The 20,914-nt window shown below is 40.5% G+C and carries 22 protein-coding genes, 1 tRNA gene and 1 pseudogene; 2 read left to right on the top strand and 22 right to left on the bottom strand.

The window, feature by feature from the left end:
• Positions 1-230: 230 nt before the first annotated feature.
• From grrM to O9295_RS15010, 4 genes are all read right to left on the bottom strand, one after another.
• Positions 231-1,391, bottom strand: a complete 1,161-nt coding sequence (gene grrM / locus O9295_RS14995) for a cyclophane-forming radical SAM/SPASM peptide maturase GrrM/OscB (protein ID WP_288033596.1) — start codon at positions 1,389-1,391, stop codon at positions 231-233.
• Between the two features lie 92 nt (positions 1,392-1,483).
• Positions 1,484-2,605: a murein transglycosylase A gene (gene mltA / locus O9295_RS15000; RefSeq protein ID WP_288033598.1), complete on the bottom strand. Its 1,122-nt coding sequence runs from the start codon at positions 2,603-2,605 to the stop codon at positions 1,484-1,486.
• 76 nt (positions 2,606-2,681) lie between these two features.
• Positions 2,682-4,016: a hemolysin family protein gene (locus tag O9295_RS15005; protein ID WP_288033601.1), complete on the bottom strand. Its 1,335-nt coding sequence runs from the start codon at positions 4,014-4,016 to the stop codon at positions 2,682-2,684.
• A 32-nt stretch (positions 4,017-4,048) separates the two neighbouring features.
• Positions 4,049-4,342: a hypothetical protein gene (locus O9295_RS15010; protein ID WP_061431314.1), complete on the bottom strand. Its 294-nt coding sequence runs from the start codon at positions 4,340-4,342 to the stop codon at positions 4,049-4,051.
• Positions 4,343-4,406: 64 nt separating this feature from the next.
• On the opposite strand from O9295_RS15010, the gene O9295_RS15015 reads away from it, so the two are divergent.
• A tRNA-Ile gene (locus O9295_RS15015) sits at positions 4,407-4,479 on the top strand.
• 386 nt (positions 4,480-4,865) lie between these two features.
• Here the strand turns inward: O9295_RS15015 and O9295_RS15020 are convergent.
• From O9295_RS15020 to O9295_RS15070, 11 genes and pseudogenes are all read right to left on the bottom strand, one after another.
• Positions 4,866-5,150, bottom strand: coding sequence for a type II toxin-antitoxin system HicB family antitoxin (locus O9295_RS15020; protein WP_288033603.1), 285 nt, complete (start codon positions 5,148-5,150; stop codon positions 4,866-4,868).
• A 156-nt stretch (positions 5,151-5,306) separates the two neighbouring features.
• Positions 5,307-5,693, bottom strand: a complete 387-nt coding sequence (locus O9295_RS15025) for a HEPN domain-containing protein (RefSeq protein ID WP_288033605.1) — start codon at positions 5,691-5,693, stop codon at positions 5,307-5,309.
• The gene (locus O9295_RS15030) at positions 5,690-6,007 is read right to left on the bottom strand and encodes a nucleotidyltransferase domain-containing protein (RefSeq protein ID WP_002755559.1); all 318 of its coding nucleotides are present in this window, start codon (positions 6,005-6,007) and stop codon (positions 5,690-5,692) included. The genes O9295_RS15025 and O9295_RS15030 overlap by 4 nt, the downstream gene beginning before the upstream one ends.
• Before the next feature lie 68 nt (positions 6,008-6,075).
• Complete coding sequence (locus O9295_RS15035) at positions 6,076-6,330, bottom strand: hypothetical protein (RefSeq protein ID WP_002732184.1); 255 nt, start codon at positions 6,328-6,330, stop codon at positions 6,076-6,078.
• 2 nt (positions 6,331-6,332) lie between these two features.
• A complete protein-coding gene (locus O9295_RS15040) occupies positions 6,333-6,740 on the bottom strand; it encodes a hypothetical protein (protein WP_149987366.1) in 408 nt (135 codons plus the stop codon).
• Between the two features lie 82 nt (positions 6,741-6,822).
• The gene (locus O9295_RS15045) at positions 6,823-7,935 is read right to left on the bottom strand and encodes a toll/interleukin-1 receptor domain-containing protein (protein WP_287692169.1); all 1,113 of its coding nucleotides are present in this window, start codon (positions 7,933-7,935) and stop codon (positions 6,823-6,825) included.
• A 17-nt stretch (positions 7,936-7,952) separates the two neighbouring features.
• A complete protein-coding gene (locus O9295_RS15050) occupies positions 7,953-8,447 on the bottom strand; it encodes a hypothetical protein (RefSeq protein ID WP_288033609.1) in 495 nt (164 codons plus the stop codon).
• Between the two features lie 266 nt (positions 8,448-8,713).
• Entirely contained in the window at positions 8,714-8,998 is a 285-nt protein-coding gene (locus tag O9295_RS15055; protein WP_288033611.1) for a type II toxin-antitoxin system HicB family antitoxin, read from the bottom strand.
• A 272-nt stretch (positions 8,999-9,270) separates the two neighbouring features.
• Complete coding sequence (locus O9295_RS15060) at positions 9,271-9,573, bottom strand: hypothetical protein (RefSeq protein ID WP_149987369.1); 303 nt, start codon at positions 9,571-9,573, stop codon at positions 9,271-9,273.
• Positions 9,570-9,815 (bottom strand): annotated as a pseudogene (locus tag O9295_RS15065) (type II toxin-antitoxin system RelE/ParE family toxin); the annotation flags it as partial. The gene O9295_RS15060 and the pseudogene O9295_RS15065, both read right to left, overlap by 4 nt.
• 268 nt (positions 9,816-10,083) lie before the next feature.
• Entirely contained in the window at positions 10,084-11,589 is a 1,506-nt protein-coding gene (locus tag O9295_RS15070) for a GUN4 domain-containing protein (RefSeq protein WP_287731158.1), read from the bottom strand.
• A gap of 363 nt (positions 11,590-11,952) precedes the next feature.
• Here O9295_RS15070 and O9295_RS15075 point away from each other — a divergent pair, with 363 nt between their 5' ends.
• Positions 11,953-12,846, top strand: a complete 894-nt coding sequence (locus O9295_RS15075; RefSeq protein ID WP_288033616.1) for a DNA adenine methylase — start codon at positions 11,953-11,955, stop codon at positions 12,844-12,846.
• Between the two features lie 9 nt (positions 12,847-12,855).
• Here O9295_RS15075 and O9295_RS15080 read toward each other — a convergent pair whose 3' ends face one another.
• The 7 genes from O9295_RS15080 to acpP form a co-directional block, all read right to left on the bottom strand.
• Positions 12,856-13,044, bottom strand: a complete 189-nt coding sequence (locus O9295_RS15080; protein WP_261779620.1) for a hypothetical protein — start codon at positions 13,042-13,044, stop codon at positions 12,856-12,858.
• Positions 13,045-13,136: 92 nt separating this feature from the next.
• Positions 13,137-13,442 carry a restriction endonuclease gene (locus O9295_RS15085; RefSeq protein ID WP_261779621.1) on the bottom strand — a complete coding sequence of 102 codons (306 nt, stop codon included), beginning with the start codon at positions 13,440-13,442 and terminating at the stop codon, positions 13,137-13,139.
• Between the two features lie 27 nt (positions 13,443-13,469).
• A complete protein-coding gene (locus tag O9295_RS15090; RefSeq protein ID WP_288033619.1) occupies positions 13,470-16,211 on the bottom strand; it encodes a KGGVGR-motif variant AAA ATPase in 2,742 nt (913 codons plus the stop codon).
• Entirely contained in the window at positions 16,208-16,702 is a 495-nt protein-coding gene (locus O9295_RS15095) for a hypothetical protein (protein ID WP_288033622.1), read from the bottom strand. Before O9295_RS15095 ends, O9295_RS15090 begins: the two co-directional genes overlap by 4 nt.
• A gap of 14 nt (positions 16,703-16,716) precedes the next feature.
• Positions 16,717-18,723, bottom strand: a complete 2,007-nt coding sequence (tkt, locus tag O9295_RS15100) for a transketolase (RefSeq protein WP_159250277.1) — start codon at positions 18,721-18,723, stop codon at positions 16,717-16,719.
• A gap of 82 nt (positions 18,724-18,805) precedes the next feature.
• A complete protein-coding gene (gene fabF, locus O9295_RS15105; RefSeq protein ID WP_147073418.1) occupies positions 18,806-20,056 on the bottom strand; it encodes a beta-ketoacyl-ACP synthase II in 1,251 nt (416 codons plus the stop codon).
• A gap of 70 nt (positions 20,057-20,126) precedes the next feature.
• Positions 20,127-20,375: an acyl carrier protein gene (gene acpP / locus O9295_RS15110; protein ID WP_002798625.1), complete on the bottom strand. Its 249-nt coding sequence runs from the start codon at positions 20,373-20,375 to the stop codon at positions 20,127-20,129.
• Positions 20,376-20,914: the final 539 nt, after the last annotated feature.

Consider the following 20,914-nt stretch of genomic DNA (forward strand, 5'->3'; position numbering starts at 1 on the left):
TCAGGGGGTCAATTACCTAATTTTCAGGGAAAAAGTGCCTAAATTTCCCCCCCGATCACCCCAATGTCTGGCACTTTTTGATGGGAAAAAAGTCTAAAATTCTTATCCAACAAGGTTTTTAGATTTATTCAGCAGACCCTATTTAGATCAGGTTTGTTTCATAAGTTATTAGTAAACAGTAATCAGTGAACTGATAACTGATTACTGTTTACTGATAGCTAAAAAAATCTTTAAACTTCTAATAAATTTTCTAGGCGATCAAGAACGATATCGGTGATACACTTAATCCGGTATAAACAGGCTTTAGTATCTGTGGAGTTGAAAGTGCCATTTTCCCAATATTTGTTACTACCGGCACCACCCCCACAAACCCCAAAATAATCGCATTTTTGGCGACATAAATCGACTCCACCGCGCATATCAGCGTAAATTTGTTGAAATTTCTCGGTTTCACAGATAGATTCTAGGGAATCGGTCAAAACATTACCAAAAATAAAATCGCCGTAGGGTTGGGTTTTAATCGATAGTAATTCCGGATCAAAAGTGGAAAAATTACCTTGATGATCAAAATTGACAATCATAAAAGGTCGGTTCATATCGGTATTTTCTAAGCGTTCATCGGCATAAATCAAACTACAGATCGATTCAAATTCCCGCAGCTTAAATTCTCCTTGTTTGGCCGTGACTAACTCCCAAAATCTGGCAATAAACTGGCGATAACGTTGTTCAATACCTAATTTATCTAAGGAAGATTGTGAATGAATACCCTCGGTTTCTTCCATATTAAAAGCCACATCGGTAAGGCCATGATCCCAAAAAAAGTTAAAAATTTCGTCGGGATAGTCGAGGGAATCTTCTGTTAAAACAGCGATGATACTGACATCAATTTCATGTTTTTGCAAGAAAGAAATCCCCCGCATTGTAGCAGCATGACTGCCAGTTCCCTTGCGGTTTTGCCGGTGGATATCGTGAATAAAGGCCGGTCCATCAAGACTGACTCCCACATAAACATCATGCTTTTTAAATAATTGACACCAAGCATCGTTAATATAAGTGGCGTTAGTTTGTACCGAATGACGAAAACAGTAACCCTGCTGATTATATTTCTCGCTAACTTCCGCAATTTTGGCGAAAGCACTTTCATAAAAACTGATGGGAACTGCTAAGGGTTCGCCTGCGTGCCAGCAAATGGTAAAATCATCTTGGAGAAAACGACTACTAAAAACCCTCTGAAAAATCGGCTCGATTAAATCTAAGGATAAGGTATTTTTTAAGTGGCGATCGGGTAAATAACAGTAATCACAATTGAGATTACAAAAAGAAGTCGGCTGCACGACTACTAAAGTAATTGGACCACAATCCGACCAATCTATATTTGTGTTTTTTTCCATCATTCTATTTTTAAAATTCTCCCTTAAATATGATAAACGATAACCGATAACCGATTCTGGGAATTGTATCTTAATTCTACCTATACTATTTCCTATTCCCTCAATAATAAATAATATAATTGACCCGGAGTATTAATTAAACCGGCTCGCTCACCAGCATTTTTTCCTGTTCCCATAAAAATATCTACCCTCCCAGTACCTTTAATCGCACTGCCAGTATCTTGATCGAGAACATAGCGACTAACTAATTTTTTATTAAGATTTCCCTGGGGAATTTCTGTCTCAATTACTGCTAAAGCACCGGGGGGAAAAATACTTTTATCTGTAGCGATCGATCTTTCGGGTAAAACCGGAACTCCAAGACTACCAGTGGCAGGTGTGCCGTGGGTTTCTCGAAAGAAAATAAACCGATTATTGCGGGGAATATAATTCTTTAATTGCTCAGGATTATTTCTGAGAAAATCTAAAACCATTGGTAAGGTTAAACCCTCAGCAGGAAAAATACCATCGGCAATCATTTCTTTTCCCAGACTGGTGTAGGGATGCTCGGTATTGCCATCAAAACCTATGCTCATAATTTGACCATTAGGTAAACGTAATTTCGCCGAACCTTGCACATGAACTAAATAAGCTTCTAAACGATCTTTTAACCAGACTAATTCGTATCTCGAGAGACGGCTATTTTCCCCCAGTAAACCATCTTTTCCCTCTAATTCTACCCTAGCTGGATGGGGTTTTGACCAGCGAGAAAAGTTAGCAGGTCGGCGATAAAGAGGATATTTATACTCGGCGGTTTTTTGGCGACTTGCTTGATAAATTGGCTCAAAATAACCAGTAAATTTAACATTTCCCTGGCTATCATTACCCAAAGAACGATACCAAATAAATTCTTTTTTTACTGCCTTTTGTAGAGCTGCGGGAGTGGGAGAATTCTGCACTAATTGACGAAAACGGACTAAGGAACGCTGCACTCGCTGACGAGTTATTTCAGGAATAGGATAATTTTGATAGGCGCGGATCGCTGCCGAGCTATTCAGATAACGTAAACTATGATCGATCGCTTGTAGGAGGGTTTTTTTGTCCGTTAGCAGTCGTTCATCGTATCCCGTAGATGTTCCTAATTCTGAGATTTCAAAACGTTCTAGGGGCAAATTTGCGGGGGTGAGGGCAATTAATCCCAAGCTGAGGGGGAGGAGTGTCAAAAGGTGTTTCATGGTGACAGGAGTGGGCAGCTATTGACTCGATTAACAATCAAGAAGGATAAATGAGAAAAGTTGTTTCTTATTTATATCATGAGGATAGTTGTTGACGATAAATCTTAATTTGTTCCAAGCGAGGGCCGACCTTAGAAATGATGGTAAATTCTAAATTTTGGTAATATAATTGTTCTCCCACCTTCGGTATTTTTTGCCAATGATGGAGGACAAAACCAGCTAGGGTTTGGTATTCATCGGCCAAGGGTAAACTTAAATTTAATGCTTTGTTCACGTCCTCTAAATTCATTTGTGCTTGTACGAGAAAAGTCGATTCATCGAGGATTTGATATTCCACTGTTCCCGATTCATCACTAGGGGAAAAAGTTCCGAGAATCTCACCGATTAAATCTTTTAGGGTTAATAAACCGGCTGTTCTGCCAAATTCATCAACAATGATAACCATCTTTAAGGATGATTCCCGCATCACTGTTAGTAATTCATTTAAAGCAGTGGTTTCGGGGAAAAAACGCACAGGTTTTAACCAAGGTTTAATCGGGGTTGTTAAATTTAACTGACCCTGAGCAAGGGGTAAAGCTAAATCTTTAAAATCGATCAGACCACGGATATCATCACCGGAATCTCCTTCCACAGGATAACAAGAATAGCCACTGTTAACTACTTGGAGCAATAATTCCTCAAAAGTTGCGGTCGAGGAAATAGCTATTAAACGGTTATGGGGAACCATGATTTCCGCTGCAGTGATTTCGCTAAACTGGAAAACATTATTTAAAATTTTCCTTTCCGCTGCTTCTAATCCTGTTAATTCCCCTTCCATGCTGATAATTAATTGTAATTCCTCGGAAGTTACCCGACTAGAACGCTGTAGATCCACTTCGGGGATACGGGTTAAAACCAATAAAAAACGAGTTGATTGATTAAGAATACCGATAAAAGGCTTAAAAATCCTGGAAATAACCCCAATAGGTGCCGCTAATAATCGCGCCATTGGTTCGGCATAAATTAAAGCTAGGGATTTGGGATAAAGTTCCCCAAAAACTATCTGGAGATAGGCCACGATTAAAAAAGCTAGACAAAGAGAGAAGCCATGGGAGAGAAGATTTTGCCAGTTTAAAGAAAAGGGTAAAAAACTTAGTAATTTCTTCACAAAAACGGTCATGGTACTCTCCCCGATCCAACCTAAAGCTAAACTAGAAAGGGTGATACCTAATTGGGTAGTGGAAAGTAAGCGATCGAGACTTCTTTGTAGAGATTGGACCGTCTGCGCTGGCACATCTCCCGCAGCCACTAGCTGACTGACGCGGGTACGACGGACAGACACAAGCGAAAATTCGGCCGCTACGAAAAAAGCATTGAGCGCAATTAGTAAAAAGACTAAAATTAAACGAGTCAATAAATCCTGATTATCCATAGCGAAAAGGCAAAACTCGCCTTTTTTAAAGCCTATCCTTTGGTTTCGTCCTTTGATTGCGGTTTGTTTTTCTGTTGTTGCATATAAACTCTCACTCTTTTAATTACTTCTTCTTCTTTAACTGGAATAAAAGTTTGATTGCGACCATAACTGGTGCGATCGTTGGTAAACTTTTTAGCGGGGTTGATATCCGGTTGACTGACTCCTTTTAGGGAGGCGATTCCCAATTGATAGGCTACCCAACCGCTACCGAAGCCGGCGGCTAACATGGCTACCATCAAAAGGAGTCCTAACTGCAAGGAGGTGCTGATTGAAAATTTTTTCATCTTGGTGGGGCTGGATTTTCACGTTCGGAGTGATTACCGATCTATAATGAGTTAATAGTATAACCCAGGGTTGGCCGAGCGGTTGAGGCAACGAACTCATAATTCGTGCTAGGCAGGTTCAACTCCTGCACCCTGGATAGTTTTGATGGCTTCGGAAGGTATTCGGTAGCAGTATTCAGAGTGTAGGGTGCGTGTTTGCGGTTACTAATTTGGTCAAAAAACCCAAACTAACAAGCCGCCGTAACGCACCAATTATATTATCTCTTGTTTCAAGGCTCTGCCTTGCAACACAGTATTTAAGGCAGAGCCTTAAATATTATTCAGGTAGAATCCTTGCTTCTGATCAAGGTTCTGGTATCTCCAACTGACGAAAAATTCTCACAGCCATCCTCGACAATTTCTCAATGTGGAGGGATGGCTGCGCGCCGACCATTGAGGGGATTTTCTCAGATGGAATGTTCACTTCCTTCTCGTACCAATTGACAACCCTGTTGACTGAGATAACGCAACAAATCTCGACGCTTCATGAGGCGATCAAAGTCGGTACAATTTGGACATGGGTTGATGCGGAAAACATTAGATAAATTGGTTCTTCTAAATCCGCTTCTGGGTCTGTTAATAACTCATTAGGTAAGGGTAAGGATTCCCCCCTAGATAAATTAACTTCTGCCATATCTACTAGCGCACTGGCTAAGGAACGGCGTACTGTTGCTAGATCATTTCCCCAGGAAATCACGCCAGGGAAATCCAAGACTTCTCCATGGACTCCCTGTTCCAGAAATTTATACATTGCTTTGTAGGTAAGCATCTAATTTATGCTCCTTTCTTTCAGCGATTTTTTTGATTAATATAGCGTTTCTGATTCACAAGAGGTACATTCCCGATCCTGAGCAGCTTAATCAGCAAAGGTTTAAGTGTGCCGCACAGATGCGAGAACCGCTATAGATTAAGATATTGTTTTTATTTACTGAATTTGATTATTCTCTAGCCACTTGGTAGCTTCACTAATAAACAATTTTGCATTTTCTAAAGTTTTGCCTGCTTGTTGTTGAGTGATGGGTATGGTTTCATCATAATCACTTAACTGTCTTAAATCCAAAGTCTCACTCAAGGTTCTTGATAAGTTTTGAGATAATTCTCCAGTTTTAATAAATTGTTGTCCAAATTGTTGAATCAAGCCTCTGTGAGTTCTAGTATTGACGTTTTTAGCAGCCAAGAGAGCTTGTACTGTATAATATAAGGCGTAATAAGCGCGAGAAATACAAGCACGATATAGAGTATTTTCCCACAAAATTTCAGCAGCATATAATTCTTCTTTAGCTAGATTTAGCAATGTTTGAATGCGGTTCATAAAGCTATACCTTCTCGGCGAATATTTTCTAATAAAGGAGTATCTTTACATAAAAAGTCTTCTTCAGATATGGGCAAAACTGAGATGAGTTGATCGTATTTAAGGTTAATTTGATTTTTCACTTCTCCCATACGGAAAATTTCATCTCCAGGAGAAACTGGACTTTTTAAAATTACCATGATATCAATATCAGAGTCTTCTGTTGCATCCCCTCTTGCTTGAGAACCGTACAGAACTAAGTTTATTAATTTATCGCCATAGATTTTTTCTAGTGCTTGGCGAAATTCTGTGATGATTTTTTCGAGTTTTTTCATAATTTATCAATTTTAGACCTTCAAACCATTCTTCCCAAACTTTAGCCCCATCTTCTTGCGGTTTGTCATTAGCTATTTTTTAACAAAGCCTCCCCTTTTGAAGTCAATTCCCAACGATCACGCGGCGATTCTTTTTCCACATAACGTTTGACTAAGCCTCGCTGGCAAAGATTTTTTAAGACTGTCATCATATCAGGTTCTCTAGGAACATCTCGGCGGGAAAGTGCGTTAGCTAATTCGTACCAACTCCATTTTCCTTTTCCTTTTTCAACTAATTGGAGAAGCACCAATTCAAGTTGGGTTAACTGTACGGTATCTTTCATGATTAATCCTCTATACTTGGGTGAAATAAAACGCCAAATCCTTCTTTTAAACCATAATCTTCAAGGGTTGCTGTGTGAGCATTATTCCACAACTTGTAAGCCAGATCTGGATCGGGTGGCTGTCCAGTGGGATAGCCTAGTTTTTTATATCTAATGTACTCCCGCAATTCATGGGTATAAAATCTTAAATCGACCATTTCAGGTTTAAGTCTGCCTTGGGCTACTTTTCTTAACCTTTCTACCATTTTCAGTTCTGCTTGACCTACTGGATTAAATCTGCGGACATGAAATTCAACTAAATTAACTCCTCTGTCAGTAATTTTTACTTCTTGATAGGATAATTTAAGAATTTTACCTCCCGCTTTAGATGGTTCAAATAGCCTGCCGCTAATAGCTCCTGTCTCTTGCATTATAGATTAATTCATCAGTCCTTTATTTTGATTTTTTAATTTTAGTAACAACCATTTTTTATGAGAACAACCTTCCTCAAAATTACTTTTCAAGATTTTTGATGTTATCGAGAGCCTTGAGATACATTTCCATATTGTCTTGCTGCGAGTAAAGTTGTGCCGCTTGATTGTAGTCAGCGATCGCACCTTGCTTGTCTTCTAAGTCATCCTTGGCTAACCCGCGATTGTAGTAGGCATCAGCATAGTCGGGTTTGATATTAATGGCTTGATTGTAGTCAGCGATCTCACCTTGGTAATCTCCTAACTCATATTTGGCTAACCCGCGATTGTTGTAGGCATCAGCATAGTCAGGTTTGATTTTAATGGCTTGATTGTAGTCTGCGATCGCACCTTGGTAGTCTCCTAAGTTTTTCTTGGCAATCCCACGATAGTTGTAGGCATCAGCATAGTCAGGTTTGATATTAATGGCTTGATTGTAGTCTGCGATCGCACCTTGGTAGTCTCCTAAGTTTTTCTTGGCAATCCCACGATTGTAGTAGGCATCAGCATAGTCGGGTTTGATATTAATGGCTTGATTGTAGTCAGCGATCGCACCTTGCTTGTCTCCTAAGTTATACTTGGCATTCCCGCGATTGTTGTAGGCAAGAGCATAGTCAGGTTTGATTTTAATGGCTTGATTGTAGTCTGCGATCGCACCTTGGTAGTCTCCTGATTCACCTTTGTTATAGGCACTGTTAAGCCACTCCTCGGCGGTCAATTGTACGGTTTTGGGGTGTAACTCTGGCTTAACTTGGGTAATGCCCCACTGTAGCCGATAAAAAGCCGTAGCATCATCAATCTGCTCAAACTTAACCCAATTAAGTTCTTGTAGGAATAGTAAATCACTAGGAATATTATTAACCCCTGGTAACAAAACAGGAATAACAGGAATTTTTTGATTAACAAATTTAGTAATAAGCGATCGCAGTTCCATGACCTGCCACGTTCCTAATCCCTTAGTACCAATAATAATAGCTGCCGATTTAATCAGGGGAATAGCTTTTTGAATTTCATCCTGAAATGACATCCCTGGTGGGATTTGTTCCTCATCTAGCCAAGGTTTTAACCCTCGTTCCCTCAGTTTTTTAGCGATCACCCTTACTTGCGGTTTATCCACACTATTATGAGCCAGGAAAACATCAAACTGCTGAGACATTTAAAGAACCTCCTAATCTAATTTTCAACCCCAGCAATCTCTGCTAGAGCCAGTGCATACCGACTTAAATCCCGCCTGAGAGCGTCTAACTCCCTTCGCAATTCAGGTTCTTCTGTCCATTGCTGCTCGTATTCCTTGGGACTGACATCAGCAGGGCGCTTCGCTTCCCAAACCTGTAAGCGAGGATGCCACTTGGCTAGAAAACGGCGCAACCCCCGATTCAGGACAGCGATCGCAATACCGCCCACTGAATTGCGAGAAGCCCCCACATCGGGACCAGCTTCCTTGAGAATCTCGCGGGTTGTCCCAAATAAACTATACAGCGAGTTCAAAGCCTCACGCAGCAGCCCTTCTTCCCCCTCCAGTGGCTCTACAGCAATGCGCGTCACCAATTCCACATAAAGTGACCATGCAGCCCTTCTCTCAGTCGGATCTGCCTCCCATTCGGCTGAACCAATACCAAAAGAAAGACTGACAGACACTTTCTTCAATACAGCCGGATCGCCCTTCATCTGTTTCCCCTCGCCTCAGCCTCTAATGTTGCCATTCTCCTTTCCAATTATATGACGGGATTTAGCTTATTACTCCGAATATTGGGCTGGGTGGAGAGTGGCGATTGTCCTGAAAAAAACGGCTCCGACTAGATGCAGAAATCGTTAGAATAATCAAAGAATGACTTCTCCTGAACGATAGTCATTTCCGAAACACAACAGGCTCTTTTCTTCTCGTACCAATTGACAACCCTGTTGACTGAGATAACGTAACAAATCTCGACGCTTCATGAGGCGATCAAAGTCGGTACAATTTGGACATGGGTTGACGCAGAAAAGATTAGATAAATTGGTTCTTCTAAATCCGCTTCTGGGTCTGTTAACAACGCATTAGGCAAGGGTAAGGATTCCCCCCTAGATATATTAACTTCTGCCATGTCCACCAGCGCACTGGCTAAGGACTGGCGGACTGCTGCTAGATCATTTCCCCAGGAAATCACGCCGGGGAAATCCAAGACTTCTCCATGGACTCCCTGTTCCAGAAATTTATACATGGCTTTGTAGGTAAGCATCCAATTTATGCTCCTTTCTTTCACCGATATATTTAGTAAAATGTAGGGTGCGTTAGGCAGCTACCAATTCGGTCAAAAAAACAAAATTAACAAGCCGCCGTAACGCACTGATCGTATCATTAATTGTACCTAATGTAAAACAGGCTTCTAGCCTGTTCCACGGGAAGATGGCCTCGGGGGGATATTGGTTGATAGATAGATAAAGATTAACGCTGGTCTCACCCTCTCGCAATCAAAGAGTGTAGGCTGCGTTATGCTATTCCTAAAAAAACCTAAGAAACTAATTCAAATTCAACCTTCATTTTTAGGGCTGTAGCGATGAGATTTAACAACAAAAAAGAGTTTCCTTCATAGTCAGCATTTTCTAAAGCTTCAATAATGGATTCATCAGTATGAATTAATTCTGCCAAAGCTTTTGTTGAAAGATGATATGTTTCCTTAATCTTAAATATTTTTCTGGCTACTTCGTCATCAATACGAGCCTTTTCTAATTCTAATTGACGCTCTGGATTATTAGCGTAATAACGTTGGTAAAGAATTTTTAAGCCATCGGCTGTTGTTGGGGATGTATTCATATTAACTCCTGAAAATAAGTGTATAATTCGGGATTCTTTTCAAATTTAGTCTTGTTTTTAATTGCTTGCTCAATTTCTAGTGGTGGAACTTCTTTTTCTTTAATTATACCATGAGAAATGACCACAGCTTGGTTTTTATAAAAGAAATAAAGAACTCTATAATTTATCCCTTGAAAATTAACTCTCAATTCATAAATTTTATCTCGCAAAAAGTCTGCTTCTGGTCTGCGTAATTCATGTCCTAGTTCTGCTAGTCTTTATAATTTGACAAAGCATTTGTTTTGAGCTTTATCAGGAAGACTATCAAGCCATTCCAGAATTGGTATATTACCTCTTTCGTCTTGGTAAAAAATAAGTTGTATTTTTGGCATATTAAAGTTTTTATATATGTAAATTTTCTGACAACTGATAACTGAAATATTTTTAGATATCGAGTTCCGCAAAATGCGATGTTTACCTGAGCAAAATCTCCAAAACTAAGCTTGACAAAAGACCTGAGATCGTTATATCCTACAGGTTACAAGTCTTTGCGCGAGAGAAGAGAAGAGAAGTCATTCCACCCAGGCTTCCCATCTCCCATTTCAAAGGCCAGGGAAAGTCCCCAAAGTCCAGCTTATAGGCTGTGTTATTTATCTTATGTAACGTAGGTAGGTGAGCTTTGGGGGCAAAGAACTTATTAAAAGTTAAGTTGCTCTCCCACAACCAATGACCTCTTTTTCTCCAGCCGACGCAATCGCCGAACTTTTCCCACACTTCTTCATTATACTCTCTCGTGCCACCAAGACTTTCATATATTTCTTTCTGGACGCTGAAGCCAAACTTACCGTTGCTGTAGTGTAGCCAGAGTTGGTTAATAGTTCGTAAATCTTCACAGGGGAAATTGTCAATATCTTCTTTTCCCAACCATCCTTCGCTATTTTGGGCGACCTGACACATAACTTTACCTGTTTCTTCGTTTGCTTCTTTCCACTTTCTTGCTGCTAGGAGTTGCTGTAATCGAGAATAGTTAACCCCCCTAGCACTTTTAAGCACAATATTAGCAGCAACTTTAGGCGGTGGTGGTGTTTGAATAACGGGGGTTGCTGGTGTTGGAGAATAACGGGGAGTTGCTGGTGTTTGTATCGAAGTTGCTGGTGATTGTCCCGTCAAATCTTGTAAAATCTCCCGCGCTGACTGATAACGCTTTCTTGTCCCAAACTCGATCATTTTATCAAGAATGCGCCCTAAATCATCCCGAACATTATTATTGACTAAAAACTGTCGCCAAATCCATTCATGGTCACTGGTATCAAATAAATCAAAGGGTGAAACCTGAGTCAACAAATAAATACAAGTGACTCCTAAACTATACAAATCACTAAGATTGATCGGCTTACCGTTGGCTTGTTCTGGTGCGATATATTCCGCTGAACCGATTACTGTACCAGTAACAGAACGGTTAAGATGTGTAACAACTTTAGACGCGCCAAAATCTACTAAAACGGCTTTCTTGTCTGAGTTACGTCTAATTATATTTTCTGGTTTAATGTCTCGGTGAACCACTCCCTGACTATGGATAAAATCTAAAACCGGCAAAATATCCGTTAATAAAGCTTTAATCTTGGCTTCATTAAATACGCCTTGGCTTTTTAATTCTTGTTCTAAATTCTGTCCTTCAATATATTCTTGTACCAAATATTGACGGTCATCATCATGATTGAGATAGGCGAAAAGTTCAGGGATTTGGGGATGTTTTCCTAACTTCTCTAATTGGATTGCTTCTTTTTCAAATAATTCTGAGGCTTTCTCAATTGTATCAGTCCCTTGAGCCGAAGGAAAAAACTGTTTAATCACACAATAAGGTCGAGAAGGCTTACTGTAATCTATCGCCTTAAAAGTGCGACCAAATCCTCCTTGACCAATTAATTGAGTTGCTTGATAACGCTCTTGTAAGAACAATTTCGAGCGGCATTTTTCACAGAATTTATTGCCATCTGGATTGGCGGAGGAACAATTAGGATTGAGACACAGACTCATGGTTTTTACTCCTTTAAGTAGTTGGGTTGACGTTAAAAAAGTAGCTGTTGGTTATGTTGGGTTTCCTGTCTTAGCTGTTGGTTATGTTGGGTTTCGTGCCTCAACCCAACCTACGGTACTTCTTCCTACTTTACATTTTTACATGAACTAAGCCTAAAGCCTAAACTATGTTGACCTATAACCACAAAAAAACCCGCTTGCGCGGGCTTTTTTCACAAAAGCAAAGTTTTAATTAACCTAACAACGCTTTTGCCTTCGCTACCACGTTATCCACGGTAAAACCGAACTTCTCTGACATTCCTAGATAAAATATCGTAATTTTGTTAAAATAATCTCAAAGAAAAGCCTCTAAAATCAAAGGTAATGTCCAAAATCGCTAAAAAACTTAGTAATTCTCCTTTTCGTTATCCCGGCGGTAAATTTTATGCCCGTAAGCTAATCTTAGCTTGTCTTCCTAGTCACCATAAGTATTGTGAACCCTTTGCGGGGGGAGCATCTATATTCTTTGCTAAGGAAAGTGTAGCAGAGAATATTCTCAATGACAAAGATGAGGAATTAATGAACTGTTATCGACATATCAAAGATCATCTTAATAGTCTAATTGAATTATTAAAAGGTCTAAACGCTACCAAAGAATTACACAATTATTATAAAAATGAATTTCAACCAGCCAATGACCTAGAAAGAGCCATGCGTTGGTATTATCTAAATAGAACTTCCTACTCAGGAATTATGAAACTTGAAAATTGTTATTGGCGCTATGGTGATAAGTATTTTATGCGTCCTGAAAACTGGCCTTCTCACCTAAAAACCACTTCGGAAAAACTGCAAAATGTCAATTTATCTTGTTTAGATTTTGAAGATTTAATCAATCAATTACCCGATGATTACTTTTTATTTGTCGATCCTCCTTACTTTCAAGCAGATCAAAATAAATTCTATTCCTGCTTCTTCAGTCTAGAAGATCATGAAAGGTTATGTAAGACGTTGAAAAAACATCAACATCGATTTAAATTTCTTTTGACTTATGATAATTGCTCCGAAATTAGAGAAATGTATGATTGGTGTATTTCTTTACAAGATAATGAATGGAATTACACTATTAATCGAACTGATGATCAAAAAAATGGTTTGAAATTAGAACATGGTTATCAGAGTGAAAGACGCAAGGGCAAGGAGGTATTTATTGCTAATTATGATCTTGAGAAACCTGCAAGATTTACACCTCTACAATTAAGTTTATTCGATGTATCTTGATTCCTAATTTTAATCAAGTAAATCCTCTATTTTTTCGATCGGTAGCCATGGTTGTAGAGGTTCAGCCGTATTAACATCAAAGAAAATTTTGGGATAATTAGGGATGAAATTACAGTTGTGATCCTGGCATTTCTGGCGAGAACAATTGATATTATTGGTTTGATTTGCTGTTAAATCTTTACTTCTGGCAACGTACATTTTTAAAAGGGCTTCTTCTTGATTATTAATATTAATTTTGCTTAAAAATATTTGCTCTTTTGGTGTGGGCTTCCAAACAAATAGTCCCGTTTCTAAATTGGTCTGAAAAAAGCATTGGCAAGAGATGTAATCACTAAATCAAAATCTGTTTCAATATATTGATCTTTGTGAATATTTAGGCTTGTTGAAGGTATTCCTATCAATTTAGACCTTTGTTCTGCTGCTTTGTCTCCTAAGGTTCTTGATCTCATACATTTGACTTCAATAAAAGGTCTGATACCTCTCTGAAGACGGAAACTACCTTTTTTGGCTAACTTACATTCAGCAGAGTACTTTTTGGCGTTTTTTTGATTGATAATAGCTACGTCTGTTTTGAAAAGCTGACAACAATCAATCATATAGTCATTGCCAAAAAGCTCGAACCATTAAAAATTTGATTTCCCCAAAACTTTGCGCTTTAAAGCTAGAACACGAGGACGCGCACCTTGACTAGAAAATCCTAACCCTTCACGGAATATTTCGGGCATATAATAACGAACTGCATCTTCTTTATCCTTGTCCTCATAAATTACTCCCATTTGCTCAAGAACATTGACTTGAGTGCCATCCAGATTAAACTGTTCTAGAGAAAAAGGAATTTTTCTATCACTATATTGAGGTAAACTTTCTGCCCAGCTTTTAAATATAGGATATTCTTCCTTAGACTCGTCAACTTTTTCTCGACTACAGGGTTCAAGCGCTCGTCGAATCGCTTGGGGAGGTAACAGTCTAGTATTCGACCATTTAGAAAATTGTATTTCTTCTTTTTTTTCTACAGTAATATTAGCAGCATGGTACAAAAATCTCACAATATCCCGCGCTTGCAGTCTTCCATTAAAATCGGTTAAAGCTGCAAAAATCCAATTGTCTGACTTAGCTTCCCTTGCATTATCTGCTCCTAATTTTTTGCCCCAAAGTAATTCTAATTTTTCTTTTAAATCTTCAATTGAACAATCGAATAAATCTTGAGGGTTAGCATTAATAACCGATGATTGTATGCAGAGCCAATAGGAAAGTTTAAGAAACGATTCTAGATTCCAAGATAGATCATAATTACGATATAAGTTTTCAAATTGTTGCGAGTTTTGTGTGATTGTATATCTCAAGAAATCTCGACGCAGAAAGACAATCAATCCGAGATTAGATTGCCGAATTTCTGATAAATTATTGGGTAAATGATCGATCAAAGCTTTCAAGGCTTTTCGTTGAAGGTTATCGTTATCATTGGCAACATTAGGAAAAGCATCTTCTAATCCATCAAATAAAAATATAATCTTCGAGTTTTTTTGTTGAAGGTATTCATGCAGTTTATGTAATTGACAATTTTCAGGATTATAGCCTAAAACTCTCGAAATTTCTTTGATCCAAAAAATTTTCCAATCAACCTCAGTCCAATCCTGATTTGATAGCGACTGCGTGATTCTGTCTCTTAAATCCGACGAGGAAAATTGATAATCATTATTAAGAACATTATTAACATTTTGCCGTGCTTGCTCAAGAATATTTTTGGCCTTATCATTTAAATTTTGTGATTGCAGTAAAGGAAATATTAAACCGAGATTTTCTAGGGAATTTTCTTGATTTTGAGGATCAACTTTATTTAAAAAATTTTCCCAAGACTGTAGGCGAGATAGCTGAATATAATTAAAGGTTTTTCCCGCACCTTTAGCACCAATTGAGATAACATTAGGTAGTTTATCTTGAAAATTACGAGCGAGATTTTTCAATGGCTCGGTAATGAGTAAATCTTCCCCTTGTCCCTTTTCTGCATAAATATATTTATTGCAAGTATCCCTGAGTTTTTTCACATCATCTAAGGAGTTATCTGAAGGTGTGGCTGATGCAATGCTATTATTAGATAATTTATCTTCTGCCCATTGTCTTGCCAGTTCCATCAAGAAAGTTGAACTTAATTTGTTTTGAGCTTCGTCCCAATTGTTAACATATAGCAACTCTTGGGCGAAATAAGTTTCTTTAATATCCAGTCTAGTAGTATATAAACTCTCATTTTTGGGTTGAACATAAGCCGACTGTAATTGCTCTAAAATATTCTCAAATGCTGATAAATTTCTGACTTCTGGGGTTAAAAAACTAATAATTATCGAAGGATCATAATAATTACCATCCTTTACTTTTAAATCACTGGGAGCTAGTAAGCCAATTTTTTCTAAAACCATCCTGACACCTCGCCAAGATTGCTCATTAACTGTTGTTACTAAAAATCTTTGGATTCTAGAGTCAAATAAAATTGGGCTAGAAATTTCACTTAATCCTGCTCTTAAATCAATAAATATATAATCTACTGCTAATTTTTGCCCTAATTGATAAATTGCATCCCCTACCTCCCAAGCACCCGATGGATTTCTAGCTAAATTCTCTGGAAGTATAGGAGTATCTAAGAGTTCTTCTTCTTCAATAAAAGCGGGGAGAAAATATAAAGTTGATTTATTTTGCTGTTTGGCAGTTTTCTTAATTTCTTGAGTTACCCAAGAGAGTGCCACCTCTAGAGATGGCTTGGGATATTGATAAACTTCCAAAAAATTGCTCAAAGATACGGTTGCCTGTTGATTTTCATACCTTTGCCAATAGGTTAACCCCGGAGCCTCTAAATCTGAGTCAATAACTAAAATTTTAATTGGTTTATTTATATCTTTTGCTCTTGCTAAGAGAGCAAGAATATAAGCGGCTAAATGTAGGGTTCTTCCCACACCACCTTTAAAAGAATAAAAAGCAATAATTTCTGGCTTATCTTGATAAGCATTGGGTAAAAAATTATCCGATTGCTCTGAATCTGTATTTTCTTTTAAATAAGCGACTTCCTGCCAAAAAGGTCGAATCGATGGAGAAAAATAAGAACTATTATCTATTAAAATAAATTCTACAGGAATAGAAGCATTATCAATATCTAGCTGAATAATTTGTTCTGATTCTTGATACCAATCTCCGAACCATTCTTTTAATATTGAGTTAGCTTTTGGTTGATCATCTTGATTTTGAATACCAATCTCTAAAGCACTACTAAAACAACTAATTTTAACAATACCATCAGGTAAGTCATTTCCGTTAGCGGTTTCCCGAGCAATTTTTCTTTTAATATCAAACCAAGTTAGTAATGTCCGTCTTCTCATAGTCCCTGCAACTCCTGTGCAATCCAACTTAATATATCTAACAATTTTTTTTCTAATTCATTATCCTTAATATTGTCACAGCATCCCCCATATCGCCACATTTGATTAATTTCAGCGCAAGAAAACTTTCTCTCTTGATTCTTTTTTAAAGGTTTCATACTTAATTGTGAGGGAAGTTTTAGGTTTTCTCCCGCACGCAGTTTGTCTAGTAACTTATTTATATCATGCTGTACCTCAACTAATTCTGGACAAGAATCGGTGCAATCTTTGCTTTGTCTTTTCAGTAAAACTGCTTTGAGACCACATTCAACGGAGTAAAATAGCAATAAACGATGAGCGTTAGTTATGGTTTTGACCTTTGCCGCTCGTTGATTTTCTCTCCATGCTTTTTGTAGTTCTCTGTCTGTAAAAGGAATCACCCAGTCAACCCTTTGCACGATATAGTTCCATCTTAAACACAAAAAACCCGCTTGCGCGGGCTTTTTCCACAAAACCAAAGTTTTAATTAACCTAACAACGCTTTTGCCTTCGCTACCACGTTATCCACGGTAAAACCAAACTTCTCTAGAATTACACCCCCTGGAGCAGAAGCGCCGAAGGTATCAACCCCCAACACATCCCCCTCATCGGTGATGTAACGATGCCAACCCATAGTTGAACCCGCTTCCACTGCGAGACGTTTTTTCACTGCTTTCGGCAGTACCGATTCTTTGTATTCTGCCGATTGTTCCTCGAATAGCTCCCAACAGGGCATAGAAACGACGCGAGCTTTAATTCCTGCTTCTTTTAACACCGCAGCCGCTTTATCGCAGAGATACAACTCGCCACCCGTACCGATGAGAATGACATCGGGAGTACCTTCAGAATCGGTGATAATATAAGCACCTTTAGCCACACCATCGAGGGAAGTTCCCGCTAAATTGGGCAGATTTTGACGGGATAATGCTAGTAACGTCGGGCGCTTAGTTTCGCTCACCGCTACTTTATAAGCACCGGAAGTTTCCGTACCATCCCCCGGACGCATGACTAACAGGTTAGGAATAGCGCGCAGAGAAGCAACGTGTTCCACGGGTTGGTGAGTCGGTCCATCTTCCCCTAGGGCAATGGAATCGTGAGTCATTACCCAGATGACGCGAGTTTCTGATAATGCCGATAAACGGATAGAATTCCGCATATAGTCGGTGAAAATCAGGAAAGTTGCCCCGTAGGGAATCAATCCCGTGTTATGGAGAGCAATACCGTTACAAATCGCCCCCATCGCGTGTTCTCGTACGCCAAAATGGACGTTACGCTCCTGATAACTGCCTTTTTGGAAATTACCAAAATGCTCTAATTCGGTGTAGTTAGAGTGGGTTAAATCCGCCGAACCACCGATTAAACCGGGTAAAACCCCCGCAAGCGCATTTAAGCAGATTTCCGAGTGTTTACGACTAGCGAGCGCCTTATCTTCGGGTTTATAAACCGGTAAAGCTTGCTCCCAACCTTCCGGCAGTTGACCGGTGGTTAACTGCTCAAATAAAGCCGCTTCTGCGGGATATTTGGCCTGATATTCGTTAAATAACTTATTCCAGTCCGTTTCTGCCGTCGCTCCCTTGTCCACTGCTTGCCGGAAACGATTTAACACCTCATCGGGAACCACAAACGGCTCGTATTGCCAACCTAACGCTTTCCGGGTTAACTCGATTTCCGTTGCTCCTAAAGCTGCCCCGTGAACATCGGCGGTATTAGACTTATTGGGGGAACCATAACCGATAGTGGTGGTGATTTTAATCATCGAGGGTTTATCGGTGACAGCTTTGGCAGCCGCAATCGCATTGGCAATGGCATCTAAATCGGTGTTACCATTCTCGACGTGCTGAACGTGCCAACCGTAGGCTTCAAAACGCTTGCTCACGTCTTCGGTGAAAGCGATATCGGTGGAACCATCGATCGAGATATGGTTATCATCGTAGAGGGCGATTAACTTGCCTAAACCCCAGTGACCGGCTAAGGAACAAGCTTCTCCGGAAATACCCTCCATATTGCAACCATCACCCAAAATCACATAGGTGTAATGGTCGATAATTTTGGCATCCGGTTTGTTGAAACGGGCCGCTAAATGGGCTTCTGCTAGGGCCAAACCGACACCATTAGCAATCCCTTGACCCAGAGGACCAGTGGTCACTTCTACCCCTTCCGTGACGAAATTTTCGGGGTGGCCAGGGGTTTTCGATTTCCACTGCCGGAATTGTTTGATTTCCTCTAGGGGGACGCTATCGTATCCGGTCAGGTACATCAAAGCATACTGCAGCATACAACCGTGACCGGCGGAGAGAACAAAACGATCGCGATTGACCCATTGGGGGTTTTTCGGGTTAAAACGCAGGAATTGATCCCAGAGGACAAAGGCCATGGGTGCGGCCCCCATCGGCAGTCCGGGGTGTCCCGATTTAGCTTTTTCTACGGCATCCACCGCTAAAAAACGCACCGCATTAATACAAAGTTCTTCGAGGGATTGGGAGGCGACAACCATAATGTTTTTTAGAATGAACTACAAAAATAAGACCAGGTTAAAGAGGGAGCCACTCAAAGATTACTCTTTCGGGGGCATCGACTCAAGCATATTTTCTAAAAGCTAAGGTGACGTTATGGCCACCAAATCCAAAGGAGTTGGAGAGGGCAGCGTTAACTATCTGCTGACGACTTTCGTAGGGGACGTAATCAAGATCACAATCGGGGTCAGGATTGTCAAGGTTGAGAGTCGGGGGAATCCGATCATTAGCGATCGCCATTACCGTGGCCACGGCTTCAATGCCGCCAGAACCGCCTAAAAGGTGGCCTGTCATCGATTTGGTGGAACTGACGGGGATTTGGTAGGCCGATTCTCCTAAAGCTTTTTTAATCGCCTTGGTTTCCGTGGGATCATTGGCCCCTGTACTGGTGCCGTGGGCGTTGATATAGCTAATTTCCGCCGGAGTCAAACCGGCATCTTTGATCGCTAATTCGATCGCTCTGGTGGCTCCACGACCATCGGGAACCGGTGCCGTCATGTGATAGGCATCGCAAGTCAGACCATAACCGATCATTTCGGCGTAAATCCGCGCCCCACGGGCTAAGGCCGTTTCTAATTCCTCTATAATCAAGATTCCTGCCCCTTCCCCCATGACAAAACCATCCCGGTCCTTGTCAAAGGGACGACTGGCCCGGGTGGGGTCATCGTTGCGGGTGGACAGGGCCTTAGCGGAGGCAAAACCAGCCAATCCTAGGGGGGTAACGGCGGCCTCCGTCCCACCGCAGATCATCGCTTTGGCCAAACCCCTTTGTACTAGACGAAAAGCATCGCCGATGGCATTGGAACCGGCGGCGCAAGCGGTCACGGTGCAGTTACTCGGTCCTTTGGCCCCCGTGTGGATGGCGGTTAAACCAGCGGCCATATTGGCAATCATCATCGGGATCATGAAGGGACTACACCGGCTCGGACCTTTTGTCAAGTAAATTTCCTGTTGATCCTCAAGCACTTTTATGCCACCCACGCCCGTACCGATTAGTACTCCTATATCATCGGCATTGAGAGCGTCGATAACTAATTGAGAATCTTGCAGTGCTTGCAAACTGGCGGCGACGGCAAATTGAGCGAAACGGTCCATGCGCTTTGCCTCTTTGCGATCCACATAGTCGTGGGGGTCAAAACCCCGCACTTCCCCAGCAATGCGACAAGCGTGACGGGAGGCATCAAAGTGGGTAATTAAACCAATGCCACTTTTGCCGTTGATTAAGCCTGTCCAATAGTCTGCTAGATTATTGCCGAGGGGAGTGATTGCACCCATCCCCGTGATGACAACCCTTTTTAATGGCAATTCTGTCATGTTTGTTCAAAAATAAGGGCAGATTTTGCCCCAGATATTTAAGGCTAAATTGTCAATTTTCCCGCAATAATTAGGCGGTTGCTCCTACTTTCTCGCTAATATGGTCAACAGCTTTGCCTACAGTGTCAATTTGTTCGGCCGCTTCGTCGGGAATTTCAATATCAAATTCTTCCTCTAAAGCCATCACTAACTCCACCACATCAAGGGAATCAGCTTGCAGATCATTAGCAAAGCTTGCGTCGGGAGTAACTTTTTCCGGCTCTACTTCTAATTGTTCCACAACAACTTTTTTAACTCGATCGAAAATACCTTCACTCATGGATGTCAATTTTTATCCGCTGGTTTACCGGACTCTAGCCTCTAGGGTCTGGGGAAATGGGGCGGTGTTACCATTTCCGACAATAAATTTCGGTTAGCTTTTTCACTGACCATTTTTCATCTTACTGGAAGTTGTTCCCCTCTTGATGAAGTTTTTTCGCGATCATCGGGGTAGTGGGGTAGTGGGGTAGTGGGGAAGTGGGGTGTGGGGTGTAGGGTGTGGGGTGTGGGGTGTAGGGAGAAGGGAGAAGGGAGAATAAATAGAAATAATCTCCTGTCTCCTGTCTCCTGTCTCCTATCTCCTATCTCCTGTCTCCTATCTCCTGTCTCCTGTCTCTTATCTCCTGACGACCGAATAAAAAGCAAAAATATAACGGATAACTCCGAAATTCAGATAATAATCATCGGAAATTTTGGGTCTGAAACCCCGCCGTTCTAGGTTGGCTTTACGTTAGAATTAAAAGGCCAGTCTCGAAAACCAAGTGGACGGCGCAGCACCTTGAAAACTCGGCTTAGGGGGTTCCGACCAGAAAAGCTTGG

Origin of the sequence: Microcystis sp. LE18-22.4A (assembly GCF_027531105.1) — a bacterium.
GTDB lineage: Bacteria > Cyanobacteriota > Cyanobacteriia > Cyanobacteriales > Microcystaceae > Microcystis > Microcystis aeruginosa.

Coding starts and splice junctions, on each gene's coding strand:
- grrM (WP_288033596.1), bottom strand. CDS start 1,391: ATGGAAAAAAACACAAATATAGATTGGTCGGATTGTGGTCCAATTACT.
- mltA (WP_288033598.1), bottom strand. CDS start 2,605: ATGAAACACCTTTTGACACTCCTCCCCCTCAGCTTGGGATTAATTGCC.
- O9295_RS15005 (WP_288033601.1), bottom strand. CDS start 4,016: ATGGATAATCAGGATTTATTGACTCGTTTAATTTTAGTCTTTTTACTA.
- O9295_RS15010 (WP_061431314.1), bottom strand. CDS start 4,342: ATGAAAAAATTTTCAATCAGCACCTCCTTGCAGTTAGGACTCCTTTTG.
- O9295_RS15020 (WP_288033603.1), bottom strand. CDS start 5,150: ATGCTTACCTACAAAGCAATGTATAAATTTCTGGAACAGGGAGTCCAT.
- O9295_RS15025 (WP_288033605.1), bottom strand. CDS start 5,693: ATGAACCGCATTCAAACATTGCTAAATCTAGCTAAAGAAGAATTATAT.
- O9295_RS15030 (WP_002755559.1), bottom strand. CDS start 6,007: ATGAAAAAACTCGAAAAAATCATCACAGAATTTCGCCAAGCACTAGAA.
- O9295_RS15035 (WP_002732184.1), bottom strand. CDS start 6,330: ATGAAAGATACCGTACAGTTAACCCAACTTGAATTGGTGCTTCTCCAA.
- O9295_RS15040 (WP_149987366.1), bottom strand. CDS start 6,740: ATGCAAGAGACAGGAGCTATTAGCGGCAGGCTATTTGAACCATCTAAA.
- O9295_RS15045 (WP_287692169.1), bottom strand. CDS start 7,935: ATGTCTCAGCAGTTTGATGTTTTCCTGGCTCATAATAGTGTGGATAAA.
- O9295_RS15050 (WP_288033609.1), bottom strand. CDS start 8,447: ATGAAGGGCGATCCGGCTGTATTGAAGAAAGTGTCTGTCAGTCTTTCT.
- O9295_RS15055 (WP_288033611.1), bottom strand. CDS start 8,998: ATGCTTACCTACAAAGCCATGTATAAATTTCTGGAACAGGGAGTCCAT.
- O9295_RS15060 (WP_149987369.1), bottom strand. CDS start 9,573: ATGAATACATCCCCAACAACAGCCGATGGCTTAAAAATTCTTTACCAA.
- O9295_RS15070 (WP_287731158.1), bottom strand. CDS start 11,589: ATGAGTCTGTGTCTCAATCCTAATTGTTCCTCCGCCAATCCAGATGGC.
- O9295_RS15075 (WP_288033616.1), top strand. CDS start 11,953: ATGTCCAAAATCGCTAAAAAACTTAGTAATTCTCCTTTTCGTTATCCC.
- O9295_RS15080 (WP_261779620.1), bottom strand. CDS start 13,044: ATGTACGTTGCCAGAAGTAAAGATTTAACAGCAAATCAAACCAATAAT.
- O9295_RS15085 (WP_261779621.1), bottom strand. CDS start 13,442: ATGATTGATTGTTGTCAGCTTTTCAAAACAGACGTAGCTATTATCAAT.
- O9295_RS15090 (WP_288033619.1), bottom strand. CDS start 16,211: ATGAGAAGACGGACATTACTAACTTGGTTTGATATTAAAAGAAAAATT.
- tkt (WP_159250277.1), bottom strand. CDS start 18,723: ATGGTTGTCGCCTCCCAATCCCTCGAAGAACTTTGTATTAATGCGGTG.
- fabF (WP_147073418.1), bottom strand. CDS start 20,056: ATGACAGAATTGCCATTAAAAAGGGTTGTCATCACGGGGATGGGTGCA.
- acpP (WP_002798625.1), bottom strand. CDS start 20,375: ATGAGTGAAGGTATTTTCGATCGAGTTAAAAAAGTTGTTGTGGAACAA.